At 54.6% G+C, this 19,158-nt stretch carries 20 protein-coding genes and 1 pseudogene; 5 read left to right on the forward strand and 16 right to left on the reverse strand.

The window, feature by feature from the left end:
* Positions 1-63 precede the first annotated feature (63 nt).
* Both SLH47_RS25175 and istB read left to right on the forward strand, forming a co-directional pair.
* Positions 64-1,407, forward strand: a complete 1,344-nt coding sequence (locus SLH47_RS25175) for a Mu transposase domain-containing protein (RefSeq protein ID WP_320243759.1) — start codon at positions 64-66, stop codon at positions 1,405-1,407.
* Positions 1,400-2,116 carry an IS21-like element helper ATPase IstB gene (gene istB / locus SLH47_RS25180; RefSeq protein WP_320243761.1) on the forward strand — a complete coding sequence of 239 codons (717 nt, stop codon included), beginning with the start codon at positions 1,400-1,402 and terminating at the stop codon, positions 2,114-2,116. The genes SLH47_RS25175 and istB overlap by 8 nt, the downstream gene beginning before the upstream one ends.
* Before the next feature lie 103 nt (positions 2,117-2,219).
* Here istB and SLH47_RS25185 read toward each other — a convergent pair.
* The 8 genes and pseudogenes from SLH47_RS25185 to SLH47_RS25220 all read right to left on the reverse strand — a co-directional run.
* A pseudogene (locus tag SLH47_RS25185) lies at positions 2,220-2,456 on the reverse strand (DDE-type integrase/transposase/recombinase); the annotation flags it as partial.
* Between the two features lie 410 nt (positions 2,457-2,866).
* Entirely contained in the window at positions 2,867-3,076 is a 210-nt protein-coding gene (locus tag SLH47_RS25190) for a hypothetical protein (RefSeq protein WP_320243763.1), read from the reverse strand.
* 28 nt (positions 3,077-3,104) lie between these two features.
* Positions 3,105-3,683, reverse strand: a complete 579-nt coding sequence (locus SLH47_RS25195; RefSeq protein WP_320243764.1) for a hypothetical protein — start codon at positions 3,681-3,683, stop codon at positions 3,105-3,107.
* A gap of 210 nt (positions 3,684-3,893) precedes the next feature.
* Positions 3,894-4,109 carry a hypothetical protein gene (locus tag SLH47_RS25200; RefSeq protein WP_320243766.1) on the reverse strand — a complete coding sequence of 72 codons (216 nt, stop codon included), beginning with the start codon at positions 4,107-4,109 and terminating at the stop codon, positions 3,894-3,896.
* Positions 4,110-4,262: 153 nt separating this feature from the next.
* Positions 4,263-4,550, reverse strand: a complete 288-nt coding sequence (locus tag SLH47_RS25205) for a type II toxin-antitoxin system RelE/ParE family toxin (RefSeq protein ID WP_320243768.1) — start codon at positions 4,548-4,550, stop codon at positions 4,263-4,265.
* 1 nt (position 4,551) lies between these two features.
* On the reverse strand, positions 4,552-4,797 hold the full coding sequence (locus SLH47_RS25210) for a type II toxin-antitoxin system ParD family antitoxin (RefSeq protein WP_320243769.1): 246 nt from the start codon (positions 4,795-4,797) through the stop codon (positions 4,552-4,554).
* A gap of 210 nt (positions 4,798-5,007) precedes the next feature.
* A complete protein-coding gene (locus SLH47_RS25215) occupies positions 5,008-5,202 on the reverse strand; it encodes a hypothetical protein (RefSeq protein ID WP_320243771.1) in 195 nt (64 codons plus the stop codon).
* 286 nt (positions 5,203-5,488) lie between these two features.
* A complete protein-coding gene (locus tag SLH47_RS25220; protein WP_320243772.1) occupies positions 5,489-5,782 on the reverse strand; it encodes a hypothetical protein in 294 nt (97 codons plus the stop codon).
* A gap of 267 nt (positions 5,783-6,049) precedes the next feature.
* On the opposite strand from SLH47_RS25220, the gene SLH47_RS25225 reads away from it, so the two are divergent.
* Both SLH47_RS25225 and SLH47_RS25230 read left to right on the forward strand, forming a co-directional pair.
* Positions 6,050-6,508 (forward strand): hypothetical protein, encoded by a 459-nt coding sequence (locus tag SLH47_RS25225; protein ID WP_320243773.1) that lies wholly within the window; start codon positions 6,050-6,052, stop codon positions 6,506-6,508.
* On the forward strand, positions 6,492-6,911 hold the full coding sequence (locus SLH47_RS25230) for a hypothetical protein (protein ID WP_320243774.1): 420 nt from the start codon (positions 6,492-6,494) through the stop codon (positions 6,909-6,911). The genes SLH47_RS25225 and SLH47_RS25230 overlap by 17 nt, the downstream gene beginning before the upstream one ends.
* Positions 6,912-6,928: 17 nt before the next feature.
* Here the strand turns inward: SLH47_RS25230 and SLH47_RS25235 are convergent, their stop codons facing one another.
* The 8 genes from SLH47_RS25235 to SLH47_RS25270 form a co-directional block, all read right to left on the reverse strand.
* The gene (locus tag SLH47_RS25235; RefSeq protein ID WP_320243777.1) at positions 6,929-7,783 is read right to left on the reverse strand and encodes a GIY-YIG nuclease family protein; all 855 of its coding nucleotides are present in this window, start codon (positions 7,781-7,783) and stop codon (positions 6,929-6,931) included.
* A 376-nt stretch (positions 7,784-8,159) separates the two neighbouring features.
* Positions 8,160-8,690 (reverse strand): hypothetical protein, encoded by a 531-nt coding sequence (locus tag SLH47_RS25240; RefSeq protein ID WP_320243778.1) that lies wholly within the window; start codon positions 8,688-8,690, stop codon positions 8,160-8,162.
* Between the two features lie 1,196 nt (positions 8,691-9,886).
* Positions 9,887-11,125 carry a fumarylacetoacetase gene (gene fahA / locus SLH47_RS25245; RefSeq protein ID WP_320243781.1) on the reverse strand — a complete coding sequence of 413 codons (1,239 nt, stop codon included), beginning with the start codon at positions 11,123-11,125 and terminating at the stop codon, positions 9,887-9,889.
* A 9-nt stretch (positions 11,126-11,134) separates the two neighbouring features.
* Entirely contained in the window at positions 11,135-11,764 is a 630-nt protein-coding gene (gene maiA, locus SLH47_RS25250; RefSeq protein ID WP_320243783.1) for a maleylacetoacetate isomerase, read from the reverse strand.
* Complete coding sequence (gene hmgA / locus SLH47_RS25255; protein WP_320243786.1) at positions 11,761-13,113, reverse strand: homogentisate 1,2-dioxygenase; 1,353 nt, start codon at positions 13,111-13,113, stop codon at positions 11,761-11,763. The genes maiA and hmgA overlap by 4 nt, the downstream gene beginning before the upstream one ends.
* Positions 13,114-13,133: 20 nt before the next feature.
* Positions 13,134-14,705 carry a sulfatase gene (locus SLH47_RS25260; protein WP_320243788.1) on the reverse strand — a complete coding sequence of 524 codons (1,572 nt, stop codon included), beginning with the start codon at positions 14,703-14,705 and terminating at the stop codon, positions 13,134-13,136.
* On the reverse strand, positions 14,702-16,621 hold the full coding sequence (locus tag SLH47_RS25265) for a TRAP transporter fused permease subunit (RefSeq protein ID WP_320243791.1): 1,920 nt from the start codon (positions 16,619-16,621) through the stop codon (positions 14,702-14,704). Before SLH47_RS25265 ends, SLH47_RS25260 begins: the two co-directional genes overlap by 4 nt.
* A gap of 73 nt (positions 16,622-16,694) precedes the next feature.
* Positions 16,695-17,708, reverse strand: coding sequence for a TAXI family TRAP transporter solute-binding subunit (locus tag SLH47_RS25270; protein WP_320243793.1), 1,014 nt, complete (start codon positions 17,706-17,708; stop codon positions 16,695-16,697).
* An 87-nt stretch (positions 17,709-17,795) separates the two neighbouring features.
* Here SLH47_RS25270 and SLH47_RS25275 point away from each other — a divergent pair, with 87 nt between their 5' ends.
* Positions 17,796-18,680: a LysR family transcriptional regulator gene (locus SLH47_RS25275; RefSeq protein WP_320243795.1), complete on the forward strand. Its 885-nt coding sequence runs from the start codon at positions 17,796-17,798 to the stop codon at positions 18,678-18,680.
* Positions 18,681-19,158: the final 478 nt, after the last annotated feature.

Here is a 19,158-nt window from a genome sequence, read left to right on the forward strand (position 1 = left end):
AACATGCGCCCGCCAGTTCCAGAAACCTGGCTCAAAGGTGGCCCATAGAAATGGGGCTGGACATTGTTCGAACTAAATGACCGAGGCGTTCCTGGAAAAGTTCTGTATCGCGAATACCTTGAAGCAGCCCCTAAGGAAGCGCGGACGATATCGCTCACGACCTTCTACCGGGCGATAGAAGAGCATGCCGACAAGAAACAACTCACCATCACCTTCGAGTATGAAGCGGGTGAGATGATCCAGATCGATTTCGTTGGTCGCAAAAGGTCCAAACAACCGGTCTTGCTCGACATTAAAGGTATGGAACTTGACTATGAAATACTTGGCGCCGTCAGCGTGAAGAGCAGGAAAACCTTCGCTCTTGCAATAGAAAGCCAGGCCAAACTTCCCGTTCTGACCGCCATGATAGCGATGTTTGAATTCTTCGGCGGAGTTCCGGTACTGCTGACCATTGATAATTTTGCGGCTGCGGTGGCAAAGCCAAGAAGAGGCAGGGACGAGGCAATACTCACACCGGAATTTCAGGAGCTAGCTGACCATTACGAGGTTGGCCTAAAAGCTGCACGAGTCCGCAGGCCAAAGGATAAAGCGCTGGTAGAAAATGGCGTTGGCATATTGCAGAATGACGTACTGGCACCTCTGCGAAATCGTCGCTTTTTCTCTCTTTCTGAAATGAACGCCGCAATCTCCGAGCGTTTGACACTCTTGAATGACCGTCCGTTTTGTAGCCAGACGGGTGAAAGCAGGAACCAGCTATTCATCCGCACGGATGCCCCTGGATATCGCTCTTTGCCCAAGACGCCATACGAACCCGGGAAGTGGATCCTAAAGCTTCGGGTTGGAAAAGACTATCATGTCCGTGTCGAAGGTTGTCGTTATTCTCTTCCCCACCGATTGGCAAACGAGTTGGTTGGTGTGAAACTAACCGCGACCTCCATTCATCTTGCACATGCGGGGAAGGTTGTCGCGACTCATATTCGATCGCGTGAGCCCGGAAAGGTGGTCACCAACCCTGATCACATGCCGCCAGAACACCAGCAGGCATCAATGATGCGGTTGTCTGGAATGAAAGCGTACGTCAGAGACATCGGCACCAACGCTGAAAGGCTCATTGACGAACACTTCCGCATCACCAAAAAGCCCGATGAAACGGCCAAAAATGCGATGAAGTTGCGGGCATTAACTGACCAATACTCAGCTGATCGCATTGACTTAGCATGCGCCAGGGCAATCACGGTTGGCAAACGAACCGCGGCAACAGTGGAGAGAATTCTAGCTTCTGGCCTGGATCGGTTGGATGAGGGGCCGACCGAACAGCCAGACGCGCCAAACGCGACATCGAATATTCGCGGGGCATCGTATTTCGCGACACTTTTAAACGGATGCAAGGATGGTCGCGATGTCTAATTCTCAGATACTTGAACTATTGCATGAGCTGCGTCTCGCCGGGTTTCGAGAGGAGCTAGAGCACCAGCTTCAACATCCTCAATACTCAGATATGCCAATACAGGACCGGATCCTGCGTATGTTACAGGCCGAGACTGAGCGCAGGTATCGCAATAAGATTGATCGGCTAATGAAGGCGGCTAACTTCAAATATCAGGCTGCTCCAGACGACATAAACTACCGAACCGGCAGAAACCTAGACAAAGCTGAGATCTTGTCACTGCTGAAATCCGAATGGATTGATCGCAGCCAGAACCTGTTGATCTCTGGCGCATCGGGCACTGGAAAAACTTGGTTGGCATGTGCGTTAGGTGTCTCTGCTGTCCAGCACGAACGATCAGTGCGCTACGTGCGTGCTGGACGGCTCGTTGAAGAGATGATGTACGCACGGCTTGACGGCACCATTACAAAGCTGAGGACCAAACTGGCTCGATTGGATCTTCTTATCATTGATGATTTTGCTTTGAGTCCCATGAGCAAGCAGGAATTGACTGATCTATTTGAGATCATAGAAGACCGTTCGGCTCGGAGTTCGACCATTATGATTGCGCAGCGTGCACCAGAAGAGTGGTATGACTATATCGCCGACCCTCTGCTAGCAGATGCTTTTATGGATCGGATCCGAAGTCGGGCCCATCTTTTGCAACTGAAGGGAAAATCGTTGAGGTGATCCCGGCGCGCGCAGTGTTATTAGCATTGTGCGCGCAATTTGATGAAAACGTCGCGCTCAGTCAGGTGGGATTTTGCACCCATCAGTGGGCCTCCGTAGCTTAGCCCCGCATCTCCGCAATCCGATCCAATTCGCGGGCCACACGTTCGCCTGACAATGAGGTGTCGACAACAGCAGCCAAACATTCCCGACTGAAGTCGTCGATCACGTTCAGGATGCGGAACCGGCGGCCGCATGACAGGCTGTCTGAGACAAAGTCCAGCGACCATCGCTGGTTCGGCCCCTGCGGGATCGCCATGGGTGTCCTCGTACCCACAACTCGCTTGCGTCCGCCGCGTTGCCACGGACGACGAAAGTGCCCGGCGAAGGGATCGTTACCCCTTGTGGGCCGAGACACCTCTGGTGGCTCGGGTGAGGCTTTGCCGAACTAGAGCCCGGTCAGCTTCAGCTGATCGCCCCGCAATCCACAACGACGATGCTTGTTCGGTAAGAGATGCGCCAAAACGGACGCACCGCTTCCCTACTCGCGCCCTTTTGCGATCACGCCATCTTCGGTGGACCAAGATCCCGACCGCGAAAGGGGGCCGTGCCCGGCGCAGGGGGGGCCTGACTATATTTTCAAGGAAGCGCAGCGACTATGAAAATAAGGAAGGGGCCAAGGCGCGGCCCCCTCCCATACTCTCAACACACACCACCGGTTCAGTTGAGAAGGCAGGGCGATCCCACTGGACCGTCCTGCCCTCTTGCCCCTCAGAACGGGAGCTTGACCAGTTTATTGGCCAAATTCTTGACATGCGCCACGTTGCCGGGGCACCCCAGTTCTTCGGCCTGTCTCTCCAACTCGGCGGTTCGGCGCTTTTCCACCCAGATTTGATACATCTGGTCAGAGAAGGCTTTCAACTCATCATATTGATCCTCGAACCCTTCGGTGTCCTCGATGTCCCAACATGGGCGGTTCACCCATGAGCGTTTCAGCTTTTCAACGTCTTCAGCGGTTCATTCCATAGGTGCTAAGTGTTTCAAGCGGTTGATATGGATCGCGCTCGTCGCTACCGGAGTAGCTTGAATACTCTACTAACGCTTCGCGCAATTCGGCGAGTGGGTGATTGTCGAAATCGTCGTCGCGCCGGTCTGCATCGTCGAGAGTGTCATCAAGCTGCTCATGGATCGCCATGGTCAGACCCTCTGCGATCTCGGTGAACTCGTTAACCGGCCAGATTCCTATTCCTATACGTTTGGGATAATAGCCAACCTCGGTATCACCCGCGACAAAGCCCTTACCGGTTTCCACGGCGATCTGCCGCGCAATCCTGACCGCCTCCAAAGGCGTGACCGCATCATGGATAGCTGTGGCAAGATATTGCGGCGCTTCCTCTCTTCCTTCGTATGAGCGTCCGTAGATACCCCAGAATTCGGTTGACCCGGCTTCGCATTGCACCACGCAATCTTCACTTTCGTCGTTGCAACAGGCGACTAGCTCGAACCAGTAAAACCGATCCAGAGTGTCCCCTTCGTAAAGGTTGTTGAATGGCTTATGTGCGGGTGTGCTGACGGTTTCTGCTTTCATGGTTTCTTCTCCAAATCCGAGGGGGTTTGCGCGGCCCTGATCGAGCCGCGTGCTGTTCTTCAGGCTGTGAGGCTTTCGCCCTTCAGCTCGGCCTTCTTTTCGGTGAGAGACCAGATTGCCCGGTTCGGTGCGATCCTGGTCACACCACCTGCCTTCGCCGAAAATACGGAGGATCCTTGAGGCGGGCCGCTTTGGGTGCCATGCCGGAGGCTATGCTTCCGCTTTCAGTAGGAGGAGGAATACGTGAGACAGGCGATACCGGCGCAGGCAAAGGCTGATGGGCTGCGCAGCGCCGATGACGGAATGGAGGAACGCCTCATCGTAGCTTGCGAAGATGATGGCTGACGGAATGCAGTCTTCGGCCAGGCGGCCTGTCAGACTGCTCGTGCCGCAATCGACTGACGGGCCACCCGTCGCAACATCCACACGACTGTGTGAGCGCGCATGGCGCGCTTCAGACTTTCGACACGCGAAGCCGAGAAAGGCTGGCCGTAAGGCTCTGCAGCGCCTGTTTGGCATCGCAACCTCTCAATGGAGTGCCCGGCGACTGATCGCTCCAAAATGCCGCAATCCTTCTTCTTAAAGGTGCCGTTCTACATCCATTCTTTGATGTAGAATCCTGATGACTGTGATCCCAATGTCGGCCTTCTGAAAGAACACGAAATGCTGTCCGACAGCATATTTTTCATAACCCGTCCGTACGGTGACCGGTCGACCTTTGCTGCTGCCATCGGCCAATCGTTCTATCGCATCCATGATATCGTCATAGTAACTACCAGCCTGGTTTTCAGACCATTGACTGGCGGTATAGTTCCAGATGTCGACAAGGTCTTTTTCGGCGCGTGGCGCAAGCCTGTATTTCGGCATGTCAGCTTGGTTGTTGATTTTGCAGTGAAGCCTTGAAGGCGTCCCGGTCGAACTCGCGTGGTTCGCCTGACTGCTCGCCCTCGATCAGAGCGTCTTGCAGGGCTTTCACTTTGGCCTCATGTTCTTCGAGTAAGCGTAGTCCTGCTCTTACGACATCGCTGGCCGACCCATAGCGGCCGGTTTGTACCTGGTCATCGATGAATGTGGCGAAGTGATCGCCGAGTGACATTGATGTGTTTTTTGGCATTGGTTCGTCTCCTTGGTGTGCAGTTATACCAACAGATGGTATTTTTCAATATATTAGTGCTTTTTCAGCGCCAATAGACCGCGAGGCGGTCTTCGGGCGCCGTCTGGGCGCGCGGTGGCCGGAACGGGTACATTTTGCGGCTGTGCGGCTTGATGGCGTTAGCCTCGGGCAAATGGGGAAGGCTTCTGGCCTTCCCCTTTGAAGCGGCGGTTATTCTTCGTCCCCGTCGCGTTCTTTGGGTGGGAAGATGACCAACTTGCCGTTGACGGGTGTCGCGTGCAGTTCGATGGTCATGATGGCTTTGGACTCTTCGCTTGTGGGGAAAGCGACCCCGACCCGCGGGAAGCGTGTGACGCCGTCGCTGCCTTCGACTGGAGTGGTGACGTTGTAGAATGGTTTGGACATATCGAGTTCCTTTCGTTTTCGATGCAAATCTTCCACGGACCCGCTCGCGGCCGGATGTCAGGCGCAACTTTGTTCCGCGAGGAGACCCGCTTGTCGGGTCGGGGAAAGTTGTGCTTGAAGGCACCCGCGTGCCGGCATCCGGTCCAGGGGCCGGATCTTGCATCTTCAAGAAAACGAAAGGGACACGATTTGACCGATTGGCCGTTTACGTCACCCGTTGTCGATGGATTGTCGGCATGACTGGGCGCCGGTGTCGCTCGCTGATTTCAAGCGTTTCCCAAAGCCATCATGACCATTCTAGTGGGTTGACGTGTTTGAATTCAGCGCCAGCATCTTTGTGACTGATCGGGATTTTTGGGTTATCTTTCTCCCAAGACATGCAGGCGGCATGCGCCTCTTGGGCCTTCCTAAGAGCCTTTCCAGGATCGTTCTTGAGTTCTTGGATCACGCTGAAACTATCCATTGGGCGTCCAGCAGGATGCCGCTTAACGGCGACTCGAGTGGTCCATCCGCGCTTTAGATCCCCGGCAACATAAACATCACAATAGCCGTTGTCGTCTGACCATTTGCAGTAAGCCAATTCACCGCTCCTTTTCCTGTTAGGTCCACTATATGTAGTGCCTCAAATATCGGGTCTTAAGCCATAGTTAGGGCCTATCAAAAAATAGCGCCTCAACGCCTCTCAATACAGTAACCTGGGACCTGTTCAGGTAGGGGGCAGGATTGTTCGTTAGCAACAGCAGTCGTTCGTGGGCGTGACGACGAAAGAGGAAAAAAGAACCCACTAGGACCGATGTTGCACTGCACACGCATGTCGGAAACTAGGACGAAGGAAGCGAAGTAACGAATGATTCGAAATCTTGGCATTTCAGCAGTCTTGATATTTGGTGCCGGGATGGCAGCGGGTGAAACCGTGACCGGTGGCGAATTCTTTGAAGATCAAAGTGGGTATCCTTGTTCTGCAACATTGCAGACGGATGCAAACAAGAGCGTCACATTGCAGCTATCCGACTACAAAGACGTCTGGTCCCTCAGGTTCATTATCTCGGATCGAGCTTCCATCTACCGCCGGTTCTTCGACAGCCGTGGACTGCATGATAAAGATGCATTCGAAGACGCCTTTCGCGGCGTGCGTATCGGTGAGCGTTCGTTTGATTTCAACGATGCTTCCCTCTTCGAGGTTCATCGCCAAGACGTCGACGATAAGACCAGCGGGATATTCAGCATAGACGAAAAGCACAATGTGGCACGCGCGTTGGAAGCCATGAAGGTCGGAGGGATTGATTTCGTTGGAGGGCACCGCTGAAGCCTTGAGCGAATTCCGCTCCTGCTCTTATGCCGCCATGGGGCTTCAAGATGGCGAAAGGGTTGAAACGGATTTCCGCGCTGAATACCGTATGGTCTTCGAAGGCGCGTTTGAGGACTGGACAACCAGCATGGCGCGGGCAGAAAACTGTCTTGCATCACGCTTTGAAGATGAAGCAGTGTCAGAAGTGATCGACGCGGCGGCCATCGCCTTTTATCCGGGCATTTTAAACTTCCGCAAGCGTAGCGAATATCGTGATGACCTTGAAAGAATGCTTCCGATGGCAAAGCTTTCAGGCATGACAGATGCTAGGACGAAAGGGTGCCTAATGGCGGGCAGGTTGGCCGACATTTCTCGGATGCCTGTTGATCTGGCGATTGAATCAGCCGCGAAGCTGAATTGACGCCACCAGCTGACCAATTAGGGTACAGTGACAGCCGCGCGCCACGCCGCTTCAAGCGCTTCATCGGACAGGTCGGTAACGATCTCACCGTTGTGGCCGTGTACCCGGTCGGACAGCTTGGCCAGTAGCGCCTGCTCCATTGCGTATGCTTGCCGCGCAGTGTCCCACAGGTGATAGAGGAACGGCTTGTATTCTAAGCCGCCGAGACTGGGCATCGCCGCATGATTGAACTGCCGCGCCCGTTGCTTGAAGTCAAACGCCCATCCTATCTTGAAGGCGCTGGTGCGTGCACCAACGATCCGCATGGCGTAGGTGTAGGCCGGTGCCCGCCGCATGTGCATGACGCCCCTGCGCTTCGTCGTGGGCGGCGGGGCGGTCCGTTTAGCGGCACCGTGCCGCTTGGCCATGCGAGCCCCCGCCTGCGCGGTCGGCTGCATTAGGGCTTCCTCGCGCCAGTCCAACGCAAGCACGCGGGCAGCCTCGTTGTCGTTGAGCGGCACAACGCCCCGCACCGCGGGCATGTTGAACTTGCGGTCACTAATCTGTTTCTTCAGCTTGGGTCGTTGTGGCAACGACCACGCGCACAGGTTCAACAGGCCTAATGGCCACTTGTATTTGCTGTCTACGAAGTCGCCGGGCGAGGCCCGCACATCAAAGTCCAGCGACATGACCAGTTCGCGGGACGGCTCCATCACACCGAGCAGGCGGCCCTTCATGTCGTCTGGGGTTTGGTCGCCCTCTGTGCCCACCAGCACCACCCGGTCGCCGTCCTCTAGCTGGCGTAGGGCATTGTCCCGCCAGCCGCTCGTGCTGAATTGAAGCGGTCCCACTGGCGTGTCCCAGCCCCAAACCTTCGTCAGGAACAGCCGCATCTCCTACTCCAATTAATGGATTTGATGGTGTTACCACCCTACTCATAGGTCACTTTTTCCCGCCCTGCCATGCCAGACGCCGTCCGGGGACGGTCACAACATCAAGACCTGTCGGGAAGTCGTGGGTCTATCGCCCCCAATAGTTCATTCAAGTGCGCCCATGAGGGACGTCTGGCTGAAACGGGTCGGCCATCGCAGTAGTGTTCTTTTCGCTTTTTCGAGAGGGTCCCACGGGCAGCTCTAGTACCATGTGGAGCGCCGTGCCGCGATTGCAGCGCAATCCAAGAATGCTGCAGGTCATGCTTAGCGCAGCATCCATCACAAGGGCTCAGAGCAGCCTTCCGCCTTGCGGACACAGTTGCCCCTCTATATTCGATCATTGGTAGCAGTCTGGGAACTTACCGCGCATGTCTTCAACATCGTAAATTGGAGAGCCGCCATTAGAAAGGTGGGTGAGTAAAAGGCCCAGACCTTGCTGTGAGATAGAGAGCTTTTGCTCGTTTAGCGTTCTACCCAGAGCATCAACAAGCAACCAAGAAGTTAGTAACCTAAGCGTGGTCAAATGGCTCGAAAATAGTTGCGATAGAATATAAGTTCCATTCTCTGAAAACGGCGTTTCTCTTAAACTGAATTCGATTGTCAGCTCGGACATAAAGCTTTGCCAAGCCTCACTATTTCGAAAACCAGCTTGGTTACAATTATCTAAGGTCGACGCGAGGTCAGAGCAAAAGCCGAGAATAAATTCGGCGGACATAAGCGTCTCGGTATCAGGCATTTGATTTTCAAGGCGTTGTCTAACGGGAGCTATGCGGTCACATATTTCATGGGCGCTCACTGTCACTTCTGGCGCATGCCAGTTCGCAGTCTGCAGATGTTCAAAATAGGCAATTGGCAAAACATCTCGCACTATACTTGAACCCCACTTTGTCTATCCTGCCGTTTTAGCATTAGTCCAAAATCGCAAACAATCAATCATCCGCTCTGGGCTCACTGCCAAGTTTCGCTGCCTGCTGCGCGAATGTCCGATGTTGTGGTCCGGAGGCTCGTCGGGGCTACGACGACTGTCGATGTTGTTTCATAATTTCGAGCACAGTGTTCTTTGAGATACCGAGATCTCGGGCGATCCAGCGGTAGGACCGCCCATCGGCGACGCTATTCATCGTAGTGAGTTGCTATGGTTAAATAGACCCTAACTATCGATTAGCCGTGTAGAAGTTTTCGTGTGCGGCAGGGAAAATCCAGCCGATAGGGAGATGGCAAGTTGATGAAACCAGCTAAACGATGGGTCGCGGTTACTGTCACGCTACTGGTGATTTCTGGATGCGCGAGCATACCCGATGGTGACATTGCATTCTTAGATCGGAGAATTCCTGTTGGTACAGATGCCTTAGAAGCGCAAGAAATCATAAAGCGTCGAGGGTTCGCACAAATTCAAACTGTTGCAAGGCCCCGAAGCAGGTTTGATTTTGAGTCATATACCTCCACGGAATTACCCTTGAGCCACGCAGATATCGCACAACAAAACATCGGCTTCGTGGACTTGGAAGGTGTGCCAAACGGTAAACTGACATGCTTCGCGCGAGCATATATTCGCTTCATTGCAGAGGGTGATCGCCTAATATGTTGGACTGTGGGGGAAGATAACAAACTCACTTGGCGGCAAGCAGGTTGGCGCGGCGCATCGCTATGAACTGGAATACGCGCTCGACTGTGCCAGATATTCTGGCGGTCGCTATGCGCATCTCGAAACACCGGCAGCGAAATCACGACTGACCCGGGCGAGATGGGGTCGACTCCGGCTCAGTGCAGAATAGGGCGCTAAGAGCTTTTAGCCCCGTTTGACCACATAATGACCCTTCGCTGCACAGCAAATGAATACGAAAGATGCGGACAAACCTACCGTTTCCTTTGCCGACGCGAATGACTGCATTGCGCGCTTTGCGACAGCACAGCAAAACAGCAACGGCGTTGTCCGGTCATACGCTGCGCATGCATGATATCTTGGCGAGATCACTAAACGGATATTGGTCCAGGAAAACCTGGCCCCCACTACCGATTGGGAGTGGAGCAGTTTTGAGAGTGCGCGTTCCCTTTAAAATAGATCTACTTGCGCGCAGGCAGGACTCGCCCTGAGCAGTCACCAAAACCAATACGATACCCGTCGCCATGCGCCGCACCCCTCAGTGTCAGCAGATCACCATCTTCGATGAAACTGCGAGTTGCTCCGTCCTCAAGCGCGATTGGTTCCTTTCCGCCCCAACTCAGCTCAAGCAGTGAGCCTCGATTTTCTCTTTCGGGGCCGGAAATGGTGCCGGACCCAAGCAGATCAGCCACGCGCATCGGACAGCCCGACGTCGTATGATGTGCAAGTTGTTGTGGCGCGGAGTAGTACATTTCGGCGTAATTTGTTTGGGCAATGACGCTTTCGGCCCCGCCCTTGGGCGTCAGGCTAACCGTAAGCGCTATATCGTAAAGCATCGGCCCCGGTTCCTGGAGGTAGTCCAGGAGCGGTTTCTCCCGCTCCGGGGTCGACGTGCGGAAAGGATCGAGCGCGGCGGCTGTCACAATCCACGGGCTGATCGTCGTGGCGGTGGCCTTTGCCTGAAACGGACCAAGAGGCTGGTATTCCCAAGCCTGAATGTCACGCGCTGACCAGTCATTCAAGAGGACGTAGCCGAAGACATTGTTAAAGGCCTGAGCCACCGAAATTGGCCCATTTGACGGCTGACCGACAATGGCCCCCAACTCAAGCTCGATGTCGAAGCGGGCGGATGGCCCAAAACGCGGCACTTCGTCGTCAGGACCTTTCAACTGCCCATGCGGCCTGACGATATCCGTACCGGATACTACAACGGAAGAGGCGCGCCCATTGTAGCCGATTGGGATATGAAGCCAGTTCGGCGGCAAAGCATTCTCGGCGCCGCGAAACATCGTGCCGATATTGGTTGCGTGATGTTTGCCTGCGTAAAAGTCCGTGAACTCGGCCACAGTAAAAGGCATATGAAGGATCGCATCGGCAATCGGCACCAAATGAGATGTCAGGGCAGCTTCGTGCTGGGACCCTGCAGCGAGGAGCCGTTCTAAATCGCCACGCAAGGTTGACCATGCGTCCTGTCCCAATGCCATAAACGCATTCCAACCTGCTGTCTGGAGGGTGCCGCCAAAGGACAACACTCCGTCACGCTCGAGCACCGCAACATCGAGGATCTGATCTCCTATGGCGACGCCGCAACGCTGGTCCACTTCGCCGTTTGAGAATACGCCGTATGGCAGGTTATTGAGTGGAAACTCTGTTTCGGATGAATTGGCGCTGGTGACCCAGCTCTCTTTCAGATCACGCATGTCGGTTCCTTATTTGGCATCTGGTTGAAGGTCGGGGTGCGCCGATGCAAAGGCGGGCAAAGCCAGGCACCTCGCTTCGATCTCGGTCAGTCGTGTGAGTGACGACAGGTCTGTGCCCCAACGGTGTGCGTTATAAAGTTGTGGAACCAAGCAGATGTCGGCGACCGTCGGCGTATTGCCAAAGCTGAACATAGTTCCTTGAGGCAATGCCGCTTGATAGGACTGCAGACCTTGCAGCATCCAATCGTTAATCCATGTCACGGTCTGGCCCTGGGAATGGCCCAGTCCTTTTAGCGCTGAAATGATCTTGAGGTTGTTTACCGGGTGGATATCGCAGGCAATGATATTGGCCGCCGCCCGGACCATTGTTGCGTCTAAAGGATCACTCGGTATCATTGATGGTGTCGGGTAGACGGCCTCTAGATATTCGAGCATCGCCATCGATTGGGTCAGCACGGCACCATCGTCGAGCACAAGAGACGGCACCCCGCCGGAGGGGTTCAACGACAGATAATTATCCTCGTTTTGGCCCCCTGCAAGCAGATCTACCGGCACCGTTTCGAAGGAGATGTCCTTCAATCTTAGTGCAATGCGCAGCCGGTATGATGTTGATGAACGCCAGTAGCTGTAGAGCTTCATTTGCGTCCTGGCGCTCCGTCGAAGTGTTTCTCAAGGTCGGACCAACAGTCGATGTAGTTGTCTTGGAGTGGCGCTTCCGTGGCGGCGAATTGTGTCAAATGTTGTGGGAATCGGGTTTCGAACATGAAGGACATGGTATTGTCGAGCTTCTCGGCCTTCAGGTCCGCGTTTGATGCGCCTTCGAAAGCATCCCGATCCGGCCCATGTGGCAGCATCATGTTGTGCAGGCTGATCCCGCCGGGGATAAAACCCTCGGGTTTGGCATCATGAATGCCGTAAATGTTGCCCATAAGCTCGGACATGATGTTCTTATGATACCAGGGTGGGCGGAACGTATCCTCGGCCACCATCCAGCGTTCGCGGAACAGTACAAAGTCGATGTTTGCAGTGCCCGGACTGCCAGACGGCGCCGTCAGAACGGTAAAGATCGAGGGGTCGGGATGGTCGAACAACACAGCGCCGACCGGGCAATAAGCCCGCAGATCGTATTTGTAAGGCGCGTAATTGCCATGCCAGGCGACCACATCCAAAGGACTTTGATCTATGTGGGTGATATGAAACTGACCACACCATTTAATGGTCACGGTTGATGGCACTTCGCGATCCTCAAAGGCCGCGACAGGTGCTTTGAAATCCCTGGGGTTCGCCAAACAGTTGGCCCCGATGGGGCCGCGTGCCGGTAATTCAAATTTCTCGCCATAGTTCTCGCAAACAAAACCCCGCGCCGGGCCATCCAAGAGCTCCACCCGGTATACAAGACCGCGCGGGATGATAGCGATTTCGTTGGGTTCAAGATCAAAGATGCCCAGTTCTGTATAGAAGCGGATGCGGCCTTGCTGCGGCACCACGAGCAGTTCGCTGTCAGCGGAGTAAAAGTAGTCATCGACCATGCTCTCGGTCACGAGGTAAACATGGGTCGCCATGCCAACTTGGGTGTTTACATCGCCCGCAGTTGTCATCGTGCGCATACCTGTGACCCAGGTCAGGCCTTCATCGGGCACATCAATTGGGCTCCAGGGGTATTGCCCAAGGCTGGTAACATCCGGATCGACGCAAGGCGCGCTTTTCCAGTAGGGCATATCTATCTTCGTATAGCGCGCCGAATGTCTGACGGAAGGACGGATTCGGTAACACCACGTGCGCTCAGGTGGGTGTTTGGTGAAGGCGGTGCCGGAAAGTTGCTCGGCATAAAGGCCGTATTCGCACTTCTGCGGGCTGTTCATACCTTGCGGCAACGCACCGGGTAGCGCCTCTGTCTCATGATCATTGCCAAAGCCAGGGATAAAGCCCGGGGTCACACCATTGGAGGCAAGTTGCTGTGTGATCGGGCGAACAGATTGTGTTGGCATGGAGAGTCTCCGGTAGGCGGTCAGGCGCGATAAGCAGGGAGCGGGGCGCGGTCCTGCAGTTCGATCATCCGTCGCAACATGGTTTCGGTAAGCTCCGCTTTGACGTCGGCTGCGCCGGCATCCTCAAAGAGGTTCTCAATTTCATTGGGGTCAGTCTGAAGGTCATACAATTCGCCCCAGTCCTCCCCTTGTCGCAACGACATGCGATAGCGTTCTGTTACAACGGTGCGCACCCGTTGCGGTTTATTGAAGCCGGTCATCGTACGCTGGCTGTCTTCTTCTACGATGATCGCTTCGGCTGGACTTGAACCTAATAGGTCACGTCCTTGCAGTCCGTTGAATGGCTGAATACCTGCACGCGCTAGGATGGTCGCCGAGATATCGATGGAGGAGGCCAAATCGTCCATTGTCGAACCAGATCCCGGCCGCACGGGATCGTACCAAAGGAAGGGCACGCGGATCAGGCCTTGATAGTGCAGAAGCAGCTTCAGCATCAGGCCATGATCACCCATGTAATCACCGTGATCGGTGGTGAAGATCACAACCGTATCGTCAGCCAGGCCCGACGCCTCAAGCTGCTTTAGGACACTTCCGATGGCATCGTCGATCATTGTGATCATGCCGTAGGTCAGCGCGATAATGGCGCGCGCTTCGTCCTCGGTTACGGCAAAGGGGTTTTGGTTATCCCGCGGGTCACTCCCTGTTTCCATTGCCTCTTGCATGGCCTTGATTGGCGGCAGGTTGCCCTTTCCGAATGAGTCCGGAAGCGCGATATCAAAGGGGTCGTACATGTCCCAATATTTGCCCGGCGGCGTGAAGGGATGGTGCGGGTCAGGAAACGACATTTGCAGAAAAAAGGGCGCTTCCTCTTTTGCGCGCTGGTTAATCCAATCTGCGGATCGGTCCGCTATCCAGTTTGTGGAATAGAGCTCTTCCGGGACAGCAGTCCGCCAGGCTTGCGGTGCCTTGATACGGTTATCCGGAAGAGCATTTTCAGGTCCAACGAGATTGTCAAAGTCTTTGCGCTGTTCACGCGCCCATAACAGATAGTCTCCCGAGGCCTGATCCGCGTGATCTGCTGCGATTTCGACATGTTGAAATCCATAAAAGTCCCCCTGCAAGCGATCTGACAACGGCGCATCCCATTGCGTCGTATTCTCGAGGTCATACTCTGGGGTGTGTCTGTTGTTTTTGTAGGCATCACGTAAGTGGGCTGAGGGAGCATGGAATCCCTCTTTGGCTTCAAACTTGTTGGTTGCCGGTAGCCCGGTGAAGCTTTGCAAGTGGGACTTACCGATCAGCCCGGTCGTGTAACCGGCGTCCCGCAGCAACTCGACAAAGGTTGTGTGATCCTTGGACAGTGGAATGCCATTGTGCCGGGCCCCGTGAACCGAACACATGCGCCCGGTCATGATCGATGCACGGTTTGGCATACAAATGGGATTGGCCACATAGAACCGGTTCCAACGCGATCCTTGGGCCGCAATCCGATCAATATTGGGTGTCTGCACGACCCGGTTGCCATAGCATCCAAGATGATCCGCGCGATGTTGGTCGGTGATGATAAACAGAAAGTTTGGGCGTTTTGTCATGCTTGCCCCCTTGTCTCTTGAGCGCTTGAACGGCTGGCCCGAACATCAAATGCGATCAGCGCGATCCCGATAGCAAGGGCTGGCAGATGGATCAGGGGGCTGGTTGCAAGGCAGGTAAATGCGATCCCAAATCTCAGCACGATTTCCGGAATAGAAAGTTTACGCCGGTCGTACCCAGAGAGCGCCGATGAGAAAAGCCAGATACAGAAACACGTCCGCGCAACGATCCAAACGAATGGTAAAAGGCTGAACTCTTCAACGATCAGGATGGTTGGATAAAACGCAAAGATGAAGGGTATGATGAACTTTGCCATCCCAAGACGGAATGACATGAACGCGGTCATCAATGGGTTGGCCCCAGCGATCGGTGCTGCGGCATAGGCTGCAATGGCGACTGGTGGGGTCAAGGAAGAGGCTACTCCGTAGTAGAAGACGAACATATGCGCCGTCAGCATGGAGACGCCAAGCGCCTGGATGGCAGGCCCCATCACCAGAATGATGATCAAATATGCTGGCAGGGTTGGCATTCCCATGCCAAGGATTAGGGCGCCGCACATGGCGACAAGAAGGGCTGAGAACAGGCTCTCCCCCCGGATCTCAGCAATGACATTGGCGAGCTTGAGCCCTAGTCCCGTCGAGTCAAGCGATCCCACAAGAATACCGATTGCCGCAATCGCTATCAGCAATGTTGCCCCGGACTCTGCCCCTTTCAGGAATGACAACCAAACCCGCTTTGGGTCGCGGCGCACATCGGGATTGATAACGGACAGCACCAAGAGTACGACGACCGCATAGAAACCAGCTGCGGAGGTTGAAAGCCCCATCATCAGCGACCCAATAACCACGGCAATTGGCCCCACAAAGAGCACCGCATTAATCAAATCTATCCGTGTGATCTGATCGTCAGAGGTCATCTCTTGCACATCAATACCCTGACGGCGCGCCTCAACCGTCACGGCAGAAAACAAGCTGAAGTAGTAAAACAACGCTGGGAAGAGTGCGGCGACAATAATGCTGAGGTACCCCACACCTGTAAGGTCAGCCATAACGAGCGCGGCGGCGCCCATGATCGGGGGCATGATCTGCCCACCCGAAGATGCTGTTGCCTCAATTCCTGCCGCAAAAGTTGGAGAGAAGCCGCGCTTTTTGATCATTGGGATGGTGAATGTGCCCGTACCCACAATATTCGCGACGGTTGATCCTGACATTGTGCCAAACATCGATGAGGCAAGGATCGCCGCATGGGCGGGGCCGCCACGGGTGCGTCGCGTCGCAAGGAACGCAAACTTGAGCAGCGTGTCTCCAGCACCGGTCCCTTCAAGCAAGACACCAAAAATAATGAAAATGAAAACCGTGCTTAAGACGATGTTGGTAATCGATCCGAAAACGCCCTTGTTCGTATTATACCATAACGCGGTTGCGACCTCTTTCAGGTTAAAGCCTGTATGGGACAGCAGTCCCGGCAGATCCTGCCCATATAGAAGATAGAGGACACCGAAAGCGCCAACACCAAAGAGTCCCCACCCCCATAAACGGCGACACAGCTCCAAGAAGACAACCAGCCCCGCAAGCGCAGGCCAAGCGTCACGTAGGGTCACATCGTAGAGTGATGTTTCCATCTGCGATTGGACTGAATAGAACGACCAAATAGACCAGAGGCCCGCCACGAGCAGCGCCGCATCCAAGCTAACGTGAATGTTCGTCACGGGTTTGCCTGCGGCCAACCGTCGGCTTTGGGATGCGGTGAGGCCAACAAAGAGCGCGAGCGCAAAGCCAGCAGCCCGGTGCGTTTTCGGATCGATCAAGTCGATGCCGGAGCTGTAGAGTGCGATCAGACCAAGGGCCAGACATGCCGCGCCTGACAGCCAGGCAAATGCGCGCGTTGAATGGGTCGCCGGAAGGGCCGCATCTGTCATGGGTTCAGACTTTCAATGGCTTGGCTGCATTGGCAGGCGCGGACGCATGCCTGCCGTAGTGCTGGTTCGTGGCCTATTCCGCTGGGCGCAGAGCGTCAGGAATAGAGAAGCCTGCCTCCTCGTAGTACTGAACAGCGCCAGGGTGCAGCGGGACATTCACAGAGGTGAATGCCGTTTCCGGCGTCACGGCTTGAAGGAAAAACGCGGTCGCATGGACGTCATCAAGGTTTTCCCAAAACGCCTTGGTCGCAGCGTAGACTACCTCATCGGACACACCTGCATGCGTGCCAATGAACTGGGTAAAGCTGAGCGCGGTAATCATGCCTTCGGTTTGTTGTCCCTGGTACACATCTCCTTCAAAGGCGATCATTCCGCGACCAGGGCGTCCGAACAGCGCCTGCATGTCGTCGCTACCCACAATGTCTTCGGGGATAGACAGGACACGGAACTCGCCTGACAAGCCAAAACGTTCGATGTTTGCAGATCCGATTTCAGCCGGACGCACCATCATGTCGATTTTGCCATCCGCAAGTGCAGCATAGCCTTCGCCCCAGCTCAACCGCACGGCTTCATAGTCTTCGCCGGGTTCAAATCCTGTTATGATGCGGATGATGGCTTCGGATGTGGCAGACGCCGACCCAGCTGGCGGGCCAGTAAAAACCGTTTTGCCGACAATATCAGCCCAATCGGTGATGCCAGACCCATCAAGTGTGACAGGATGGTAAGCACCGGCTTCAAACCCGAGAATTGCCCGGATGTTGCCCGCAACCTCTGGCGCATCCTCCACGGATTCATACATGCGCGCCCCATTTGACATCAGGCCTACAAGCGAAGGGACGGATGAAAAGAAGTCGATTTCACCGCGTGCGCCGCTGAGCATCGAACGGGTTAGCGTCTGTCCAGCATTGACCTGAATGTCGATATCCGCCGTGCCCGCTTGATTGGCAAAGGTGACGAACATGGTGTGAACTGGGTCGCCAACACCGGCCGTTTCGCCTTTGAAGATTTGTGCGCTTCCAAGTGATGGCACAAGCGAAATGGTAGATGTAATCGCAGCAACAGCTGCAAATTTCGTGAAGTTAAACATGCAATCCTCCCTAGATTGTGCGGAAGGCTAGCAAACAAATTATATTTCATATAATTAATTGTTTGAAGTATTACATAAGATACTGGTATGAAACTTGAACCGAAACATCTCGCGCAGCTTTCAGTCATTGTTGAATCCGGGTCATTTCAAGGAGCCGCTGATCGACTGGGGCTGACGCAACCAGCACTCAGCCGAAACATGAAGACACTCGAGGCACGACTGGGCAGCGAGCTGTTCATTCGTGATGGTCGGAGGTCAGTGCCAAATGCGCTTGGGCAAAGGCTTGCGCGAAACGGCCAAACCATTCGTCTGGCCGAAGAGGAGGCGGGTATATTGGCGGAACAATCGGCTCAGGGGGCCGTTGGGGAATTGCGGATTGGCGCCACACCGATTGTTGCAGGGCGTTTTCTCAGCAGCGCCATCGCGCGCTTTATCCGGGAAAACCCAAACTGCGTGGTCGAATTGCGTACCGGTCTTGTCTATGAGTTACAAGCGATGTTGGAGAAACGCCAAGTAGATGTGGTCCTTGGTCCGCAGAGCTTGGCGGAACAAACAGCTGGGTTGGAGTTCAAACCAATCATTGATGACCACATTGGAATTCTGTGCCGTGCTGAACACCCGTTGACTGCACTGGGCCGGTTGACCCCATCCGATCTGGAGGCCCAGGTTTGGCTGGCGCATTCAAGGGGAAGCCTTTTGCGTCAACAAACCGAAGCGGCCATGCATGCCTCCGGCGTATCATCAATGCACATAGTATGCGAAACCGATTCAATCCGGTCTGTTTTGGAGATCGTCGCGGATACGGACCTGATCACAACAATGCCGGTGGCGACAACGACGCCATACCTCGAAGAAGGATTGGTATTCCTTGATTTCGAGCATCCCCAATTTCATCGCCCCCTTGGATCCATCGTAAGAGCAGGGTCTTCGCAAAATCCCATTGAAGAGAAGTTCATATCAAGTTTGGCCTGAGCCTAGTACCCGGCAAAAACACTGCTGAGGAAGTCTAGATCAATAAATCGAGCACGGTTCCAACTCGTGATTGAGGAGATTTGACGGCTCAAAGTTTGCATGATCGACCTTGGTAAAGGCACAGAAATAGCTCGCCTTGCTCCGGATTCTAGCCATTTAGCTCGCTTCTTGTTTTGCTGTCGCAACGAATGGCGGGTCTGACGAACCGCTTCGCACCAATGCTGGCGATAAGGCAAAGTCCGCATTGGGCAGTCCTAACGATGATCAATGACGGCTTTCTGTGGTTTTTGGCCATTGGTGTAAGGTGCAGCATTTTGCGCTTTGGGCTCAAAGCCGTCTTGCGGCGGCGCGGCAGCACGAACTCCGCACAGATGACGACAGTGCGGTCAAAGCGCCATGTCGCACTGCCAGACGTGCTTATGATTTATCGGAACGAAGCACCCCATTATTAACCGCCGTTGATCGAACGGAACACCAC

The sequence above is a fragment of the Cognatiyoonia sp. IB215182 genome, assembly GCF_033963905.1.
Taxonomy (GTDB): Bacteria; Pseudomonadota; Alphaproteobacteria; order Rhodobacterales; family Rhodobacteraceae; genus Yoonia.